The following is a 15,479-nucleotide window of genomic DNA, read 5'->3' on the forward strand; positions in this document are numbered from 1 at the left end:
CTTCGTCGGTCGGGTAAGGCGTAGCCGCCACCCGACAGCTCCCTCCCAAATTTCAATTCTGGCACGCCTATTGCTTTGTTTATTCAGGTAAACGCAGTTTGGCTTCGTGTGCAACCTTGTCGCACCAGTATAGATCGCCGGTAGCACCGAAACGGTGCAACGAGAGATTTCTGCCTCGGAATGGTGCGGCGCGCTTCGCAAAAATAAACAATAACGCAGCAAAATCTTTACATTAAGCCAGACTAAATGTTAACAAGCTTGCATAACACTGCACTCGCATAGCGCGAGATATAACAACATCACAATGGGTATCAATGCGTCACTGACGCTGATAAGAAAGGAGTTGGGTATGCAATTACGTAAACTGGCCACAGCAATGCTGGTAATGGGGATGTCCGCAGGCGTTGTACACGCTGAAGACGCGCCGGCAGCCGGCAGCACTCTCGACAAGATTGCCAAAAACGGCGTGATCGTGGTCGGCCACCGTGAATCTTCTGTCCCGTTCTCTTACTACGACAACACGCAAAAAGTCGTGGGCTATTCACAGGACTACTCTAACGCCATCGTTGAGGCCGTGAAGAAAAAGCTGAACAAACCCGACCTGCAGGTAAAACTGATTCCAATCACCTCGCAGAACCGTATCCCACTGCTGCAAAACGGCACCTTCGATTTTGAGTGTGGCTCAACCACCAACAACCTTGAGCGTCAGAAACAGGCCGCCTTCTCCGACACCATCTTTGTGGTGGGGACCCGTCTGCTGACCAAAAAAGGCGGCGACATCAAAGATTTTGCTGACCTTAAAGGCAAAGCCGTTGTTGTGACCTCCGGGACAACCTCAGAAGTGCTGCTGCACAAGCTGAACGACGAGAAGAAAATGGATATGCGCATCATCAGCGCGAAAGACCATGGTGACTCCTTCCGTACGCTGGAAAGTGGCCGTGCCGTCGCGTTTATGATGGATGATGCTCTGCTGGCTGGCGAACGTGCAAAAGCGAAGAAGCCGGACAACTGGGATATCGTTGGTACCGCCCAGTCGAAAGAAGCCTACGGCTGTATGCTGCGTAAAGACGATCCGCAATTCAAGAAGCTGATCGATGACACCATCGCCCAGGTGCAAACCTCCGGTGAAGCGGAAAAATGGTTCGACAAATGGTTCAAGAACCCAATTCCACCCAAAAATCTCAACATGAATTTTGAACTGTCTGACGACATGAAAGCACTGTTCAAATCACCAAATGACAAGGCTCTTAACTAATTAGAACTACAGGGGCGGGATCTCCTGCCCTCTCGATTGTCGGGAAGCATGGACAGACTATACGTTGAGTGGTCGTTCCCCACTCAGCGCGAAAAATGAGCTTCTCACCAATCTTCGAGGGTAGCGCTGCTACCCTTTTTTTTCTGGAGTTTATTATGTCAATAGACTGGAACTGGGGCATATTTCTGCAACAAGCCCCGTTCGGCAACACAACCTATCTTGGCTGGCTGTGGAGCGGCTTTCAGGTTACCGTTGCGTTATCGATAACGGCGTGGATTATTGCGTTCCTTGTCGGTTCACTGTTCGGTATTCTGCGCACCGTCCCTAACCGTTTTCTCTCTTCTATCGGCACGCTGTATGTGGAACTGTTCCGTAACGTTCCGCTGATCGTGCAGTTCTTTACCTGGTATCTGGTCGTTCCTGAACTGCTGCCGGAAAATATTGGCATGTGGTTCAAGTCGGAACTGGATCCTAACGTACAGTTCTTTGTCTCCTCGATGATGTGTCTGGGGCTGTTTACCGCCGCACGCGTGTGCGAGCAGGTACGCGCCGCTATTCAGTCGCTGCCGCGTGGACAAAAGAACGCGGGTCTGGCGATGGGGTTAACGCTGCCGCAAACCTACCGCTACGTCCTGCTGCCTAACGCCTACCGCGTCATTGTTCCACCGATGACCTCAGAGATGATGAACCTGGTCAAAAACTCGGCCATCGCCTCCACGATCGGTCTGGTCGATATGGCGGCGCAGGCGGGTAAACTGCTGGATTATTCCGCCCACGCGTGGGAATCCTTCACGGCAATTACGCTCGCGTATGTTCTGATTAACGCTTTCATCATGCTGGTGATGAACCTGGTTGAACGCAAAATTCGCCTGCCGGGCAATCTGGGGGGCAAATAATGTACGAATTTGACTGGAGTTCCATTGTTCCTTCCATGCCGTACCTGCTGGATGGCCTGGTGATCACCTTAAAAATCACGGCGATCGCCATCATCGTCGGTATCGTCTGGGGCACCCTGCTGGCGGTAATGCGCTTGTCGAGCTTCAAACCGCTCGCCTGGTTTGCCACTGCCTACGTTAACGTTTTCCGCTCTATCCCGCTGGTGATGGTGCTGCTGTGGTTTTACCTGATTGTTCCCGGATTCCTGCAAAACGTTCTGGGACTGTCACCGAAAACCGATATCCGCCTGATTTCCGCGATGGTTGCGTTCTCCATGTTTGAGGCCGCTTACTATTCCGAGATCATCCGTGCGGGCATACAGAGTATCTCACGCGGGCAGTCCAGCGCGGCGCTGGCGCTGGGGATGACCCACTGGCAGTCCATGCAACTCATTATTCTGCCGCAGGCGTTTCGCGCCATGGTTCCCCTCCTGCTGACCCAGGGCATCGTGCTGTTCCAGGATACCTCTCTGGTATATGTCCTGAGCCTGGCAGACTTCTTCCGTACTGCGTCCACCATCGGTGAGCGCGATGGTACGCAGGTTGAGATGGTGCTCTTCGCAGGTGCGGTCTATTTTGTGATTAGTTTAAGCGCGTCGCTGTTGGTCAGTTGGCTGAAGAAAAGGACGGTATAATGATTTCCCTGAAAAATGTTTCTAAATGGTATGGGCACTTTCAGGTGCTGACCGACTGCTCCACCGAAGTCAAAAAAGGTGATGTGGTGGTAGTGTGCGGGCCGTCCGGTTCCGGTAAATCGACGCTGATCAAAACGGTTAATGGTCTGGAGCCTGTGCAGCAGGGTGAAATTGTTGTTAACGGCACCAAAGTGAACGACAAGAAAACCAACCTTGCCCAGCTTCGCTCCCACGTGGGGATGGTGTTCCAGCATTTTGAACTGTTCCCTCACCTCTCCATCATCGAGAACCTGACGCTGGCGCAGGTGAAAGTGCTTAAGCGTGACAAAAAAGCGGCGCGTGAGAAAGGGCTGAAGCTTCTGGATCGCGTGGGGCTTTCTGCGCACGCCGATAAGTTCCCGGCACAGCTTTCCGGCGGCCAACAGCAGCGTGTGGCGATTGCTCGCGCGCTGTGTATGGATCCGGTGGCAATGCTGTTCGACGAACCGACCTCCGCACTCGATCCCGAAATGATCAACGAAGTGCTGGACGTCATGGTTGAACTGGCCCACGAAGGGATGACCATGATGGTGGTGACCCACGAAATGGGCTTCGCCCGCAAAGTGGCAAACCGCGTGATCTTTATGGATGAAGGCAAGATCGTTGAAGACTCGCCGAAAGAAGAGTTCTTCGCCAACCCGAAATCCGAACGCGCTAAAGACTTCCTGGCTAAAATCCTGCATTAATCTTCTCAGTGCGCAATCTGCGGATTGCGCACTGTCTCACGCTTTCAATCTCTGCTTCTCGTCGGCGTCACATTGCAGCGTTAACCTTGTCACAAAATAACGCTACGTATGGAGAACGCTATGGCACAGCCTATTATTTTCGATTGCGATCCGGGTCATGATGACGCGATTGCCCTCGTCCTTGCACTTGCCTCCCCTGAACTTGAAGTCAAAGCTGTCACCTCATCTGCAGGCAACCAGACGCCGGATAAAACCCTGCGCAACGTCCTGCGTATGCTGACCTTGCTAAAGCGCCCCGATATTCCCGTGGCCGGTGGCGCGGTCAAACCGCTGATGCGTGAACTGATCATTGCCGACAACGTACACGGAGAAAGCGGCCTGGACGGCCCGGCACTGCCGGAACCGGGTTTCGCCCCGCAATCCTGTACCGCCGTGGAGCTGATGGCAAAGGTACTGCGCGAGAGTGCTGAACCCGTCACGCTGGTAGCAACGGGCCCGCAAACCAACGTTGCGCTGCTGCTGAACAGCCATCCTGAACTGCACAGCAAAATTGCCCGTATCGTGATTATGGGCGGAGCCATGGGGCTGGGTAACTGGACGCCTGCGGCGGAGTTCAACATCTTTGTCGACCCGGAAGCGGCGGAGATCGTCTTCCAGTCGGGTTTGCCGATTGTGATGGCCGGGCTGGATGTTACCCACCGGGCGCAGATTATGGCGAATGACATCGAGCGTTTTCGTGCGATTGGCAACCCGGTTGCCACGACCGTGGCCGAGCTGCTCGACTTCTTTATGGAATATCACAAAGCCGAGAAATGGGGCTTCCACGGCGCGCCGCTGCATGATCCGTGCACCATTGCCTGGCTGCTGAAGCCTGAGATGTTTACCACGGTAGAGCGCTGGGTTGGTGTGGAGACCCAGGGGAAATACACCCAAGGGATGACGGTGGTGGATTACTATTCGCTGACGAGCAATAAACCGAATACCACGCTAATGGTGGATATCGATCGGCAGGCGTTTGTGGATTTGCTGGCGGAGAGGCTCGCATACTATAGTGCGGCCTGATGCCCTCACCCCAACCCTCTCCCACGGGGAGAGGGAGCAAACAGTTTTGCTTTTACCTACGGCTCAAACGGCCGACGCTGGAACTGATCGTGCCCGCACTTCGGACAGAGTGACAGCACCTCCGGCGTATAAACGGCAATATGGTGATGGCATTTCTCACAGACCAGATTTCCCAGCCCCACCACTTCGCCGCTGTGGTACACGCCGTGATGATTCAGATCCTGAAAGACTTCACGCCACTCCAGCTGTGTTTTATCGGTAATATCCGCCAGCTCCTGCCAGAGGCTCTCCTTGATCACCCGCATAAATACGCTGTCGGTCACCTCGTCCTGGCTCTCCTGGTAACTGCGCGCGAACTCTTCGAGGTCACGACGCACGGCGCGCGTCACCTCTTCCACTTCGGTTCGCGTTAACTCACCCGTTTGCGTCACGCGCGCACGCGCCTGTTCCACCAGCGCGTCGATATCTCGCTCGCCGTTACGCAGCCGTTCCGTCAGTGTTGCCACCAGTTCGCGGTAAAATTGAGCAACCTTGTTCATCATTTTGCCTCCCGGGTAAGTAACTATTTCTAATAATAGACCTTATTTCATCGCCGCTTTGTCAGGTGAACCACAGACCCGGTAAATTCCTGCAAAGCGCATTTGTGCGAAAGGCTGTTTTGACGCGGGCGTTTGGGCTATGCTATGCGGATCTGAAATACCACATCCATTGGCTACATTTGTAGCTGTATTGAAAACAGGACCACTGGCTGCCATGCAAGAGCAATACCGCCCGGAAGAGATAGAATCAAAAGTCCAGCAACACTGGGACGAGAAGCGTACCTTTGAAGTAACCGAAGACGAGAGCAAAGAGAAGTATTACTGCCTGTCGATGCTTCCCTATCCTTCTGGTCGACTACACATGGGCCACGTGCGTAACTACACCATCGGTGATGTGATTGCACGCTACCAGCGTATGCTGGGCAAAAACGTGCTGCAGCCAATCGGCTGGGATGCATTCGGTCTGCCTGCAGAAGGCGCGGCGGTCAAAAACAATACGGCGCCAGCGCCGTGGACGTACGACAACATCGCGTACATGAAAAACCAGCTCAAAATGCTGGGCTTTGGCTATGACTGGAGCCGCGAACTGGCGACCTGTACCCCGGAATACTACCGCTGGGAACAGAAGTTCTTCACCGAGCTGTACAAAAAAGGCCTGGTCTATAAGAAGACGTCTGCCGTTAACTGGTGCCCGAACGACCAGACCGTTCTCGCGAACGAACAGGTTATCGACGGCTGCTGCTGGCGCTGCGACACCAAAGTTGAGCGTAAAGAGATCCCACAGTGGTTTATCAAAATCACCGCTTACGCTGACGAACTGCTGAACGATCTGGACACGCTGGACCACTGGCCGGATACCGTTAAGACCATGCAGCGCAACTGGATCGGCCGTTCTGAAGGCGTGGAGATCACCTTCAACGTTGAGAACTACGATCAGACTCTGACCGTCTACACTACCCGTCCGGATACCTTCATGGGCGCGACCTATCTGGCCGTGGCCGCAGGTCACCCGCTGGCACAGAAAGCTGCCGAAAATAACCCGGAGCTGGCTACCTTCATCGACGAATGCCGCAACACGAAAGTGGCAGAAGCCGACATGGCGACCATGGAGAAGAAAGGCGTTGCCACGGGCTTCTATGCGAAGCACCCACTGACTGGCGAAGCGATTCCGGTCTGGGCAGCAAACTTCGTGCTGATGGAATACGGTACCGGTGCCGTGATGGCTGTTCCGGGTCACGACCAGCGCGACTATGAATTTGCCACCAAATACAACCTGCCGATCAAAGCCGTTATTCTGGCAGCTGACGGCTCTGAACCTGACCTGTCTGAGCAAGCACTGACGGAAAAAGGCACGCTGTTTAACTCTGGTGAGTTCAGCGGTCTGAGCTTTGAAGACGGCTTCAACGCCATCGCCGACAAACTGGCATCGCTGGGAGTGGGCGAGCGTAAAGTAAACTACCGCCTGCGCGACTGGGGCGTTTCCCGTCAGCGTTACTGGGGTGCGCCAATCCCGATGGTCACGCTGGAAGACGGCACCGTAATGCCAACCCCTGAAGATCAGCTCCCGGTTATCCTGCCGGAAGATGTGGTCATGGATGGCATCACCAGCCCGATCAAAGCCGATCCTGAGTGGGCAAAAACCACCGTTAACGGTCAGCCTGCGCTGCGTGAAACCGACACCTTTGACACCTTTATGGAGTCTTCCTGGTACTACGCCCGCTACACCTGCCCGCAGTATCAGGAAGGGATGCTGGATTCCGACGCGGCAAACTACTGGCTGCCGGTAGACATCTACATCGGTGGTATTGAACATGCCATCATGCACCTGCTCTACTTCCGCTTCTTCCACAAGCTGATGCGTGACGCAGGCATGGTGAACTCTGACGAGCCAGCGAAACAGCTGCTGTGTCAGGGCATGGTACTGGCAGATGCGTTCTACTATGTGGGTGCGAACGGCGAACGTAACTGGGTCTCTCCGGTTGATGCGATTGTTGAGCGCGACGAGAAAGGCCGTATCGTGAAGGCGAAAGACGCCGAAGGTCATGAACTGGTGTATACCGGCATGAGCAAGATGTCCAAGTCCAAAAACAACGGCATCGACCCGCAGGTGATGGTTGAGCGCTACGGCGCGGATACCGTGCGTCTGTTCATGATGTTTGCCTCACCGGCAGACATGACCCTGGAGTGGCAGGAGTCCGGTGTTGAAGGGGCGAACCGCTTCCTGAAGCGCGTCTGGAAACTGGTTTACGAACACACCGCTCAGGGCGACGCACCGGCACTGAACGTTGCTGCCCTGACTGAAGACCAGCAGGCGCTGCGTCGTGATGTTCATAAAACGATTGCAAAAGTGACCGATGATATTGGTCGTCGTCAGACCTTCAATACCGCAATTGCGGCTATTATGGAACTGATGAACAAGCTGGCGAAAGCACCGCAGGAAGGCGAGCAGGATCGTGCCTTAATGCGTGAAGCGCTGTTGGCCGTCGTGCGCATGTTGAACCCGTTCACCCCGCATGTCAGCTTCACCCTGTGGCAGGAGCTGAAAGGCGAAGGCGATATCGACAACGCGCCGTGGCCGGTTGCTGATGAATCCGCCATGGTGGAAAACACCACGCTGGTGGTGGTACAGGTCAACGGTAAAGTACGCGGTAAAATTACCGTCGCCGTTGATGCAACCGAAGAACAGGTTCGTGAGCGTGCTGGCCAGGAACATCTGGTGGCGAAATATCTTGAGGGCGTTACCGTACGTAAAGTGATCTACGTACCGGGTAAACTGCTGAATCTGGTCGTTGGCTAAGCGCGGGAGGAAACGTGCGACAACTGGCAACAATACTCTTATCTCTGGCGGTGCTGGTCACCGCGGGGTGTGGCTGGCACCTGCGCAATACCACGGCGGTGCCCGCTGAGATGAAAACGATGATTTTCGACTCAGGGGATCCGAATGGTCCACTCAGCCGGGCAGTGCGTAACCAGCTACGTTTGAACGATGTTCAACTGATCGAAAAAGGCACCCTGCGCCAGGATGTACCGTCATTACGTATCTTAAGCTCATCGCTGGCTAAAGATACCGCGTCGATCTTCCAGGATGGACGTACTGCGGAATATCAGATGGTGCTGACGGTGAACGCGGCAGTATTGATCCCGGGTAAAGACATTTTCCCTATCAATACCAAAGTGTACCGCTCGTTCTTTGATAACCCGCAAACGGCGCTGGCAAAAGATGCTGAGCAGCAGATTATCATTAACGAAATGTACGACAAGGCCGCAGAACAGCTGATCCGTAAGCTGCCAGGCATTGCCGCAACGACAAGACAGGGTTCTGACATCATCGACAAACCGGATGCCAACACGCCTCCTGTTTCTACCTCCATGGGTAACTGATGATCAGGCTGTATCCTGAACAACTCCGCGCGCAGCTCAATGAAGGGCTGCGCGCGGCGTATCTGCTACTGGGTAACGACCCGCTCTTGCTTCAGGAAAGCCTGGATGCCGTGCGACATGCCGCCGCCGCTCAGGGCTTTGATGAACACCACACCGTCCAGTTGGATAACAATACCGACTGGAATGCCCTCTTCTCCCTTTGCCAGGCGATGAGTCTCTTTGCATCACGCCAGACAATCCAGATCCTGCTGCCAGAGAATGGTCCGAACGCGGCCATCAATGAACAGCTGGCGACGCTGGCCAGCCTGTTGCACAGCGATCTGCTGTTAATCGTGCGTGGCAACAAGCTCACCAAAGCGCAGGAAAACGCCGCGTGGTTTACCCAACTCGCCACTCATGCCGTGCTGGTCACCTGCCAGACGCCTGAGCAGGCCCATTTGCCGAAATGGGTGGCGGCAAGAGCGAAGCAGAATAACCTGCAACTGGACGACGCAGCGAATCAGCTGCTGTGCTACTGCTATGAAGGCAACCTGCTGGCGTTGGCCCAGGCGCTGGACCGGCTCGCCCTCCTCTGGCCCGATGGCAAGCTGACTCTGCCGCGCGTGGAGCAGGCGGTTAACGACGCCGCACACTTCACGCCGTTCCACTGGGTTGATGCGCTGCTGATGGCAAAGAGCAAGCGCGCCCTGCATATTTTGCAGCAGCTACGCCTTGAGGGTAGCGAACCGGTTATATTGCTGCGTACGCTGCAGCGTGAACTGCTGCTGCTCATCACGCTCAAGCGCCAGTCTGCTCATACGCCATTGCGTTCGTTGTTCGACAAACACCGTGTCTGGCAAAACCGTCGGGCGATGACCACCGAGGCCATTAATCGTCTGAGCCATGAACAGCTGCGCCAGGCGGTACAGCTTTTGATGCGCGCAGAGCTCACGTTAAAACAAGATTACGGCCAGTCCGTCTGGGCGGAACTGGAAAGCCTTTCTCTGCTGCTCTGCCACAAGGCGCTGGCAGATGTATTTATCGATGGATAGCATGCACTCTCTACAGGCCCTGTACGGTGGCACCTTTGACCCGGTCCATTACGGTCATCTGAAACCGGTTGAAATTCTGGCGAATCTGATTGGTCTTCAGCGCGTGATTATCATGCCCAATAACGTTCCGCCACATCGGCCTCAGCCTGAGGCCACCAGCGAGCAGCGAAAAGAGATGCTCGCCCTGGCCATTGCGGATAAACCGCTCTTCAGCCTGGACGAGCGTGAACTCCGTCGCGACACCCCGTCCTGGACCTCGCAAACGCTACAGGAGTGGCGGGCCGAACAGGGGCCGGCCAAACCGCTGGCCTTTATCATCGGCCAGGATTCTCTGCTCAACTTCCCCACCTGGCACCAGTATGAAACCATTCTGGAGAACAGCCATCTCCTCGTCTGCCGCCGTCCGGGCTATCCGCTGACCATGCGTGAAGAACAGTATCAGCAGTGGCTGGAAGCTCATCTGACCGACAATGTGGAAGATCTGCATAATCAACCTGCCGGGAAGATCTATCTGGCGGAGACGCCGTGGTTTGATATTTCTGCGACAATCATTCGCGACCGGCTTCAGCACGGTTTAGCCTGTGACGATCTCCTGCCATCGTCAGTGCTGGACTATATCCACGCGCACGGGTTGTATCAGAAAAGCGCAGACGCATAATCCGGGCGCACAAAAAGCGCCTTATTGATTATCCTGCCTTGACAGAGTAAGCCATACTGTTATCCTCCGCTGCCAGACTTTCCCGCCGCTCATTGCTTTACAGAAATTGTTTTACAAAAATGGCGATGCAATCTCCGGCGGAGGGTGGGATGATACCCGCCTTCAAAAGCCCGGCCGGTGACATTTGTCCCGACAGGGGCGTCAGTTCAGGTATACTGTCTGGCTACGAATTCATAGTTGCACAATCTCATTCACCCAGGGGGAAAACTTGCAGGGTAAAGCACTCCAGGATTTTGTTATCGACAAAATTGATGACCTGAAAGGTCAGGACATCATCGCTATCGACGTTAAGGGTAAATCCAGCATCACCGACTGCATGATCATCTGCACCGGTACGTCTACTCGCCATGTGGTTTCAATTGCCGATCATGTTGTGCAGGAATCACGTGCAGCAGGGCTGTTACCGCTCGGTGTTGAAGGTGAAGCGACCGCTGACTGGGTGGTTGTCGATCTTGGCGATGTGATTGTCCACGTCATGCAGGAAGAGAGCCGTCGCCTGTATGAGCTGGAAAAACTCTGGGGTTAATGCGTGAAGTTGCAGCTGGTCGCCGTCGGCACCAAAATGCCGGACTGGGTACAAACCGGTTTTACTGAATATCTGCGTCGTTTCCCTAAAGATATGCCGTTCGAGCTGGTGGAGATCCCCGCCGGAAAGCGCGGCAAGAACGCGGATATTAAACGCATTCTTGATAAAGAGGGAGAACTGATGCTGGCTGCCGCAGGCAAAAACCGCATCGTGACCCTCGATATTCCAGGCAAGCCCTGGGATACACCGCAGCTGGCGCACGAACTGGAGCGCTGGAAGCAGGATGGTCGTGACGTCAGTCTGTTGATTGGCGGGCCTGAAGGGTTGTCCCCTGCCTGTAAAGCGGCGGCAGAACAAAGTTGGTCTCTCTCCGCGCTGACGCTTCCCCACCCGCTCGTTCGGGTACTGGTGGCAGAAAGCCTGTACCGCGCGTGGAGCATTACTACCAACCACCCCTATCACCGCGAGTAATGACTGACCAGGGTAGATTAAGCAGCGGATGAAACTACAGAATTCTTTTCGCGACTATACGGCTGAGTCCGCGCTGTTTGTGCGCCGGGCGCTGGTCGCCTTTACGGGGATTTTGCTGCTTACCGGCGTGCTGATCGCCAACCTTTATAATCTGCAAATTGTCCGCTATACCGATTACCAGACGCGCTCAAACGAAAACCGCATCAAGCTGGTGCCTATCGCCCCCAGCCGCGGCATTATTTACGACCGTAACGGCACCCCGCTGGCCTTAAACCGCACCATCTACCAGATTGAGATGATGCCGGAAAAAGTCGACAACGTGCAGGATACGCTGGAAGCATTGCGAAGCGTTGTCGATCTTAACGATGACGATATTGCTGCCTTCAAGAAAGAGCGCGCCCGTTCTCACCGTTTTACCTCCATTCCGGTTAAAACCAACCTGACGGAAGTCCAGGTCGCCCGCTTTGCCGTCAACCAGTACCGTTTTCCCGGTGTGGAAGTGAAAGGCTACAAGCGTCGCTATTACCCTTACGGTTCCGCACTGACGCACGTAATCGGCTACGTCTCCAAGATCAACGACAAAGACGTTGAGCGTCTCGATAAAGACGGCAAGCTGGCAAACTACGCCGCGACGCACGATATCGGTAAGCTTGGAATTGAACGCTATTACGAAGATGTCCTGCACGGGCAGACCGGCTATGAAGAGGTGGAAGTTAACAACCGTGGCCGCGTTATTCGTCAGCTGAAAGAGGTGCCGCCGCAGGCAGGGCATGACGTCTACCTGACGCTCGACCTGAAACTCCAGCAGTATATTGAAACCTTACTGGCGGGCAGCCGTGCGGCAGTTGTCGTGACCGATCCGCGTACCGGCGGCATACTGGCGATGGTCTCCATGCCAAGCTACGACCCTAACCTCTTTGTCGATGGAATTTCCAGTAAGGACTACTCCGGCCTGCTTAATGACCCGAACACGCCGCTGGTCAACCGCGCCACGCAGGGGGTCTATCCGCCGGCGTCCACGGTGAAACCTTACGTCGCCGTCTCGGCGCTGAGCGCGGGTGTCATCAATCGCAACACCAGCCTGTTTGACCCGGGCTGGTGGCAGTTACCGGGTTCAGAGAAACGCTATCGCGACTGGAAAAAATGGGGCCACGGTCATCTGAACGTGACGAAATCGCTGGAAGAGTCTGCGGATACCTTCTTCTATCAGGTGGCGTACGACATGGGTATTGACCGCCTGTCAGAGTGGATGAGCAAATTTGGCTACGGCCATTACACCGGGGTCGATCTCGCCGAAGAACGCTCCGGCAACATGCCAACCCGCGAGTGGAAGCTAAAGCGCTTTAAGAAACCGTGGTACCAGGGTGATACCATTCCGGTGGGTATCGGCCAGGGCTACTGGACCGCAACCCCGCTGCAGATGAACAAAGCGATGATGATCCTCATCAACGACGGGGTGGTGAAAGTCCCGCACCTGCTGCAAAGTACCATTGAAGAGGGCAAAAAAGTGCCGTGGATCCAACCGCATGAACCGCCAGTGGGGGATATTCACTCCGGCTTCTGGGAGATCGCCAAAGACGGGATGTACGGGGTGGCAAACCGCCCGAACGGTACTGCGCATAAATATTTCGCCGGAGCGCCGTATAAAGTGGCCGCCAAATCCGGTACGGCGCAGGTCTTCGGCCTGAAGGCTAACGAAACCTATAACGCGCACCGCATTGCCGAACGACTGCGTGACCATAAGCTCATGACGGCATTTGCACCCTATGATAACCCGCAGGTGGCGGTGGCAATGATTCTGGAAAACGGTGGCGCAGGGCCAGCCGTGGGCACCATCATGCGCCAAATCCTCGACCACATCATGCTGGGTGATAACAACACCGAACTGCCGGCTGAAAACCCGGCGGCCGCTGCGGCGGAGGACCAATAATCATGACGGATAATCCAAATAAAAAATCGCTGTGGGATAAAATCCACATCGACCCAGCCATGCTGCTGATCCTGCTGGCTCTGCTGGTCTACAGCGCTCTGGTTATCTGGAGCGCCAGCGGCCAGGACATCGGCATGATGGAGCGCAAGATTGGCCAGATCGCGATGGGGCTGGTCATTATGGTCGTCATGGCGCAGATCCCGCCACGCGTCTACGAAGGCTGGGCCCCCTATCTCTACATCTTCTGTATTATTTTGCTGGTTGCGGTAGATGCCTTTGGGGCCATCTCCAAAGGCGCACAGCGCTGGCTGGATCTGGGCGTAGTTCGCTTCCAGCCCTCGGAAATTGCCAAAATCGCCGTTCCACTGATGGTGGCACGCTTTATCAACCGCGATGTCTGTCCGCCATCACTGAAAAACACGGCCATCGCGCTGGTATTGATTTTCCTGCCAACGTTGCTGGTGGCGGCGCAGCCTGACCTTGGTACCTCTATCCTCATCGCACTCTCCGGCCTGTTTGTTCTCTTCTTGTCGGGCCTGAGCTGGCGTCTGATTGGTATTGCGGTGGTGCTGGTTGCCGCGTTCATCCCTATTCTCTGGTTCTTCCTGATGCATGATTACCAGCGCCAGCGCGTGATGATGCTGCTCGATCCGGAAACCGATCCGCTGGGTGCGGGCTATCATATTATTCAGTCCAAGATCGCGATTGGCTCCGGTGGCCTGCGCGGTAAAGGATGGCTGCACGGCACCCAGTCGCAGCTGGAGTTCTTACCAGAGCGCCATACCGACTTTATCTTTGCGGTCCTGGCGGAAGAGCTTGGGCTGGTCGGCATCTTGATCTTACTCGCGCTGTATGTACTGTTAATCATGCGCGGGTTGTGGATTGCCGCGCGCGCGCAAACCACCTTTGGCCGCGTCATGGCGGGCGGGTTAATGTTGATTTTATTCGTTTATGTCTTCGTAAATATTGGTATGGTGAGTGGTATTCTGCCGGTTGTAGGCGTTCCGCTTCCGCTGGTGAGTTACGGAGGCTCGGCACTGATCGTGTTGATGGCCGGGTTTGGTATCGTGATGTCGATCCATACCCACAGAAAAATGTTGTCAAAAAGCGTATAAAAATAAGGGGATCGGAATGCGTAAGCAGTGGCTGGGGATCTGCATTGCGGCAAGTTTACTTGCGGCGTGCACAAGTGATGATGGTCAGCAACAGGCAACCGTCGCGCCGCCGCAGCCTGCGGTGTGTAATGGCCCAATCGTTGAAATCAGCGGCGCCGATCCCGTTTATGAACCGCTCAACGCCAGCGCGAATCAGGATTATGAGCGCGACGGCAAAAGCTACAAAATCGTTCAGGACCCTTCCCGTTTCAGCCAGGCGGGTTTCGCTGCCATTTATGATGCGGAACCCGGGAGCAACCTGACGGCATCAGGAGAAGCGTTCGACCCGACGCAACTCACTGCGGCACACCCGACGCTGCCTATCCCAAGCTACGCGCGTATCACCAACCTGGCGAACGGCCGTATGATCGTGGTCCGCATTAACGATCGCGGTCCGTACGGTAACGACCGTGTGATTTCGCTGTCGCGCGCCTCCGCCGACCGCCTGAACACCTCGAACAATACCAAGGTTCGTATCGACCCCATTATCGTGGCACCGGATGGCTCGCTCTCCGGGCCGGGTACCGCGTGTACGACAGTGGCGAAACAGACCTACGCCCTTCCCGATCGTCCGAATCTTGACGGTGGCATGGGGAGCGTCTCATCGCCGGCCGAGCCTTCTCAGCCAGCAGGCGAAGTGCGTCCTATCAGCAACGACACATTGCAAAGCGATGACAGCACTGGCGCACCGGTAAAGAGTAGCGGTTTCCTGGGGGCTCCAACGACCCTGGCCTCCGGCGTGCTGGAAGGCAGTGAACCTGCCCCGGCGCCTGTTGCCGCCCCCGTCGCGCAGCAGCCTGCCCCCGTCACCGCTCCGGCAACGACCCAGAGCGCGGAGGCAGCAGCGCCTGCTGCCGCTTCCAGCGGCGGCTTTGTCGTTCAGGTGGGCGCCGTCAGCGATCAGGCCCGCGCGCAGCAGTATCAACAGCGCCTGAGCCAGCAGTTTGGCGTTCCAGGCCGCGTTGAGCAAAACGGGGCGGTGTGGCGTATTCAGATGGGACCGTTTGCCAGCAAATCGCAGGCAGCGACCCTGCAGCAGCGTCTGCAAAATGAAGCGCAACTCCAGTCATTTATCGCTGTAGCGAAGTAATGTATCGGCGGCATCCTAAATGTCAGT

At 55.5% G+C, this 15,479-nt stretch carries 15 protein-coding genes; 14 read left to right on the top strand and 1 reads right to left on the bottom strand.

Annotated elements, in window-relative coordinates; all coding sequences use genetic code 11:
• Positions 1-349: 349 nt before the first annotated feature.
• From PUZ33_RS20820 to rihA, 5 genes are all read left to right on the top strand, one after another.
• Complete coding sequence (locus PUZ33_RS20820) at positions 350-1,255, top strand: amino acid ABC transporter substrate-binding protein (RefSeq protein WP_014883004.1); 906 nt, start codon at positions 350-352, stop codon at positions 1,253-1,255.
• 155 nt (positions 1,256-1,410) lie between these two features.
• A complete protein-coding gene (locus tag PUZ33_RS20825) occupies positions 1,411-2,151 on the top strand; it encodes an amino acid ABC transporter permease (RefSeq protein WP_013097579.1) in 741 nt (246 codons plus the stop codon).
• On the top strand, positions 2,151-2,825 hold the full coding sequence (gene gltK / locus PUZ33_RS20830) for a glutamate/aspartate ABC transporter permease GltK (protein ID WP_013097580.1): 675 nt from the start codon (positions 2,151-2,153) through the stop codon (positions 2,823-2,825). Before PUZ33_RS20825 ends, gltK begins: the two co-directional genes overlap by 1 nt.
• Positions 2,825-3,550: an amino acid ABC transporter ATP-binding protein gene (locus tag PUZ33_RS20835; RefSeq protein ID WP_014831084.1), complete on the top strand. Its 726-nt coding sequence runs from the start codon at positions 2,825-2,827 to the stop codon at positions 3,548-3,550. Before gltK ends, PUZ33_RS20835 begins: the two co-directional genes overlap by 1 nt.
• Positions 3,551-3,670: 120 nt before the next feature.
• Positions 3,671-4,612 (top strand): pyrimidine-specific ribonucleoside hydrolase RihA, encoded by a 942-nt coding sequence (gene rihA, locus PUZ33_RS20840; protein WP_058681094.1) that lies wholly within the window; start codon positions 3,671-3,673, stop codon positions 4,610-4,612.
• A 56-nt stretch (positions 4,613-4,668) separates the two neighbouring features.
• On the opposite strand, the gene PUZ33_RS20845 is transcribed toward rihA, so the two are convergent.
• The gene (locus PUZ33_RS20845) at positions 4,669-5,151 is read right to left on the bottom strand and encodes a zinc ribbon-containing protein (protein ID WP_014831082.1); all 483 of its coding nucleotides are present in this window, start codon (positions 5,149-5,151) and stop codon (positions 4,669-4,671) included.
• A 214-nt stretch (positions 5,152-5,365) separates the two neighbouring features.
• Here PUZ33_RS20845 and leuS point away from each other — a divergent pair, with 214 nt between their 5' ends.
• The 9 genes from leuS to rlpA all read left to right on the top strand — a co-directional run bounded on the left by leuS (position 5,366) and on the right by rlpA (position 15,452).
• Complete coding sequence (gene leuS / locus PUZ33_RS20850; protein WP_014831081.1) at positions 5,366-7,948, top strand: leucine--tRNA ligase; 2,583 nt, start codon at positions 5,366-5,368, stop codon at positions 7,946-7,948.
• 14 nt (positions 7,949-7,962) lie between these two features.
• Positions 7,963-8,532 carry an LPS assembly lipoprotein LptE gene (gene lptE, locus PUZ33_RS20855; RefSeq protein ID WP_028028133.1) on the top strand — a complete coding sequence of 190 codons (570 nt, stop codon included), beginning with the start codon at positions 7,963-7,965 and terminating at the stop codon, positions 8,530-8,532.
• The gene (holA, locus tag PUZ33_RS20860) at positions 8,532-9,563 is read left to right on the top strand and encodes a DNA polymerase III subunit delta (protein ID WP_058681095.1); all 1,032 of its coding nucleotides are present in this window, start codon (positions 8,532-8,534) and stop codon (positions 9,561-9,563) included. Before lptE ends, holA begins: the two co-directional genes overlap by 1 nt.
• Positions 9,556-10,221 (top strand): nicotinate-nucleotide adenylyltransferase, encoded by a 666-nt coding sequence (nadD, locus tag PUZ33_RS20865; protein WP_058681096.1) that lies wholly within the window; start codon positions 9,556-9,558, stop codon positions 10,219-10,221. Before holA ends, nadD begins: the two co-directional genes overlap by 8 nt.
• A gap of 268 nt (positions 10,222-10,489) precedes the next feature.
• The gene (gene rsfS / locus PUZ33_RS20870; RefSeq protein ID WP_003858696.1) at positions 10,490-10,807 is read left to right on the top strand and encodes a ribosome silencing factor; all 318 of its coding nucleotides are present in this window, start codon (positions 10,490-10,492) and stop codon (positions 10,805-10,807) included.
• Positions 10,808-10,810: 3 nt separating this feature from the next.
• A complete protein-coding gene (rlmH, locus tag PUZ33_RS20875; RefSeq protein WP_003858701.1) occupies positions 10,811-11,278 on the top strand; it encodes a 23S rRNA (pseudouridine(1915)-N(3))-methyltransferase RlmH in 468 nt (155 codons plus the stop codon).
• Positions 11,279-11,306: 28 nt separating this feature from the next.
• The gene (gene mrdA / locus PUZ33_RS20880) at positions 11,307-13,208 is read left to right on the top strand and encodes a peptidoglycan DD-transpeptidase MrdA (RefSeq protein WP_058681097.1); all 1,902 of its coding nucleotides are present in this window, start codon (positions 11,307-11,309) and stop codon (positions 13,206-13,208) included.
• Positions 13,209-13,210: 2 nt separating this feature from the next.
• The gene (mrdB, locus tag PUZ33_RS20885; protein WP_013097590.1) at positions 13,211-14,323 is read left to right on the top strand and encodes a peptidoglycan glycosyltransferase MrdB; all 1,113 of its coding nucleotides are present in this window, start codon (positions 13,211-13,213) and stop codon (positions 14,321-14,323) included.
• Positions 14,324-14,339: 16 nt separating this feature from the next.
• Positions 14,340-15,452, top strand: coding sequence for an endolytic peptidoglycan transglycosylase RlpA (rlpA, locus tag PUZ33_RS20890; protein WP_058681098.1), 1,113 nt, complete (start codon positions 14,340-14,342; stop codon positions 15,450-15,452).
• The last annotated feature ends 27 nt before the right edge of the window (positions 15,453-15,479 follow it).

It is taken from the genome of Enterobacter cloacae complex sp. 2022EL-00981, from assembly GCF_028737495.1.
GTDB classification, from domain to species: Bacteria; Pseudomonadota; Gammaproteobacteria; order Enterobacterales; family Enterobacteriaceae; genus Enterobacter; species Enterobacter cloacae.

Excerpts from the sequence above, each read along its gene's own strand:
- PUZ33_RS20820 (WP_014883004.1), top strand. The coding sequence starts at position 350 with ATGCAATTACGTAAACTGGCCACAGCAATGCTGGTAATGGGGATGTCC.
- PUZ33_RS20825 (WP_013097579.1), top strand. The coding sequence starts at position 1,411 with ATGTCAATAGACTGGAACTGGGGCATATTTCTGCAACAAGCCCCGTTC.
- gltK (WP_013097580.1), top strand. The coding sequence starts at position 2,151 with ATGTACGAATTTGACTGGAGTTCCATTGTTCCTTCCATGCCGTACCTG.
- PUZ33_RS20835 (WP_014831084.1), top strand. The coding sequence starts at position 2,825 with ATGATTTCCCTGAAAAATGTTTCTAAATGGTATGGGCACTTTCAGGTG.
- rihA (WP_058681094.1), top strand. The coding sequence starts at position 3,671 with ATGGCACAGCCTATTATTTTCGATTGCGATCCGGGTCATGATGACGCG.
- PUZ33_RS20845 (WP_014831082.1), bottom strand. The coding sequence starts at position 5,151 with ATGAACAAGGTTGCTCAATTTTACCGCGAACTGGTGGCAACACTGACG.
- leuS (WP_014831081.1), top strand. The coding sequence starts at position 5,366 with ATGCAAGAGCAATACCGCCCGGAAGAGATAGAATCAAAAGTCCAGCAA.
- holA (WP_058681095.1), top strand. The coding sequence starts at position 8,532 with ATGATCAGGCTGTATCCTGAACAACTCCGCGCGCAGCTCAATGAAGGG.
- nadD (WP_058681096.1), top strand. The coding sequence starts at position 9,556 with ATGGATAGCATGCACTCTCTACAGGCCCTGTACGGTGGCACCTTTGAC.
- mrdA (WP_058681097.1), top strand. The coding sequence starts at position 11,307 with ATGAAACTACAGAATTCTTTTCGCGACTATACGGCTGAGTCCGCGCTG.
- mrdB (WP_013097590.1), top strand. The coding sequence starts at position 13,211 with ATGACGGATAATCCAAATAAAAAATCGCTGTGGGATAAAATCCACATC.
- rlpA (WP_058681098.1), top strand. The coding sequence starts at position 14,340 with ATGCGTAAGCAGTGGCTGGGGATCTGCATTGCGGCAAGTTTACTTGCG.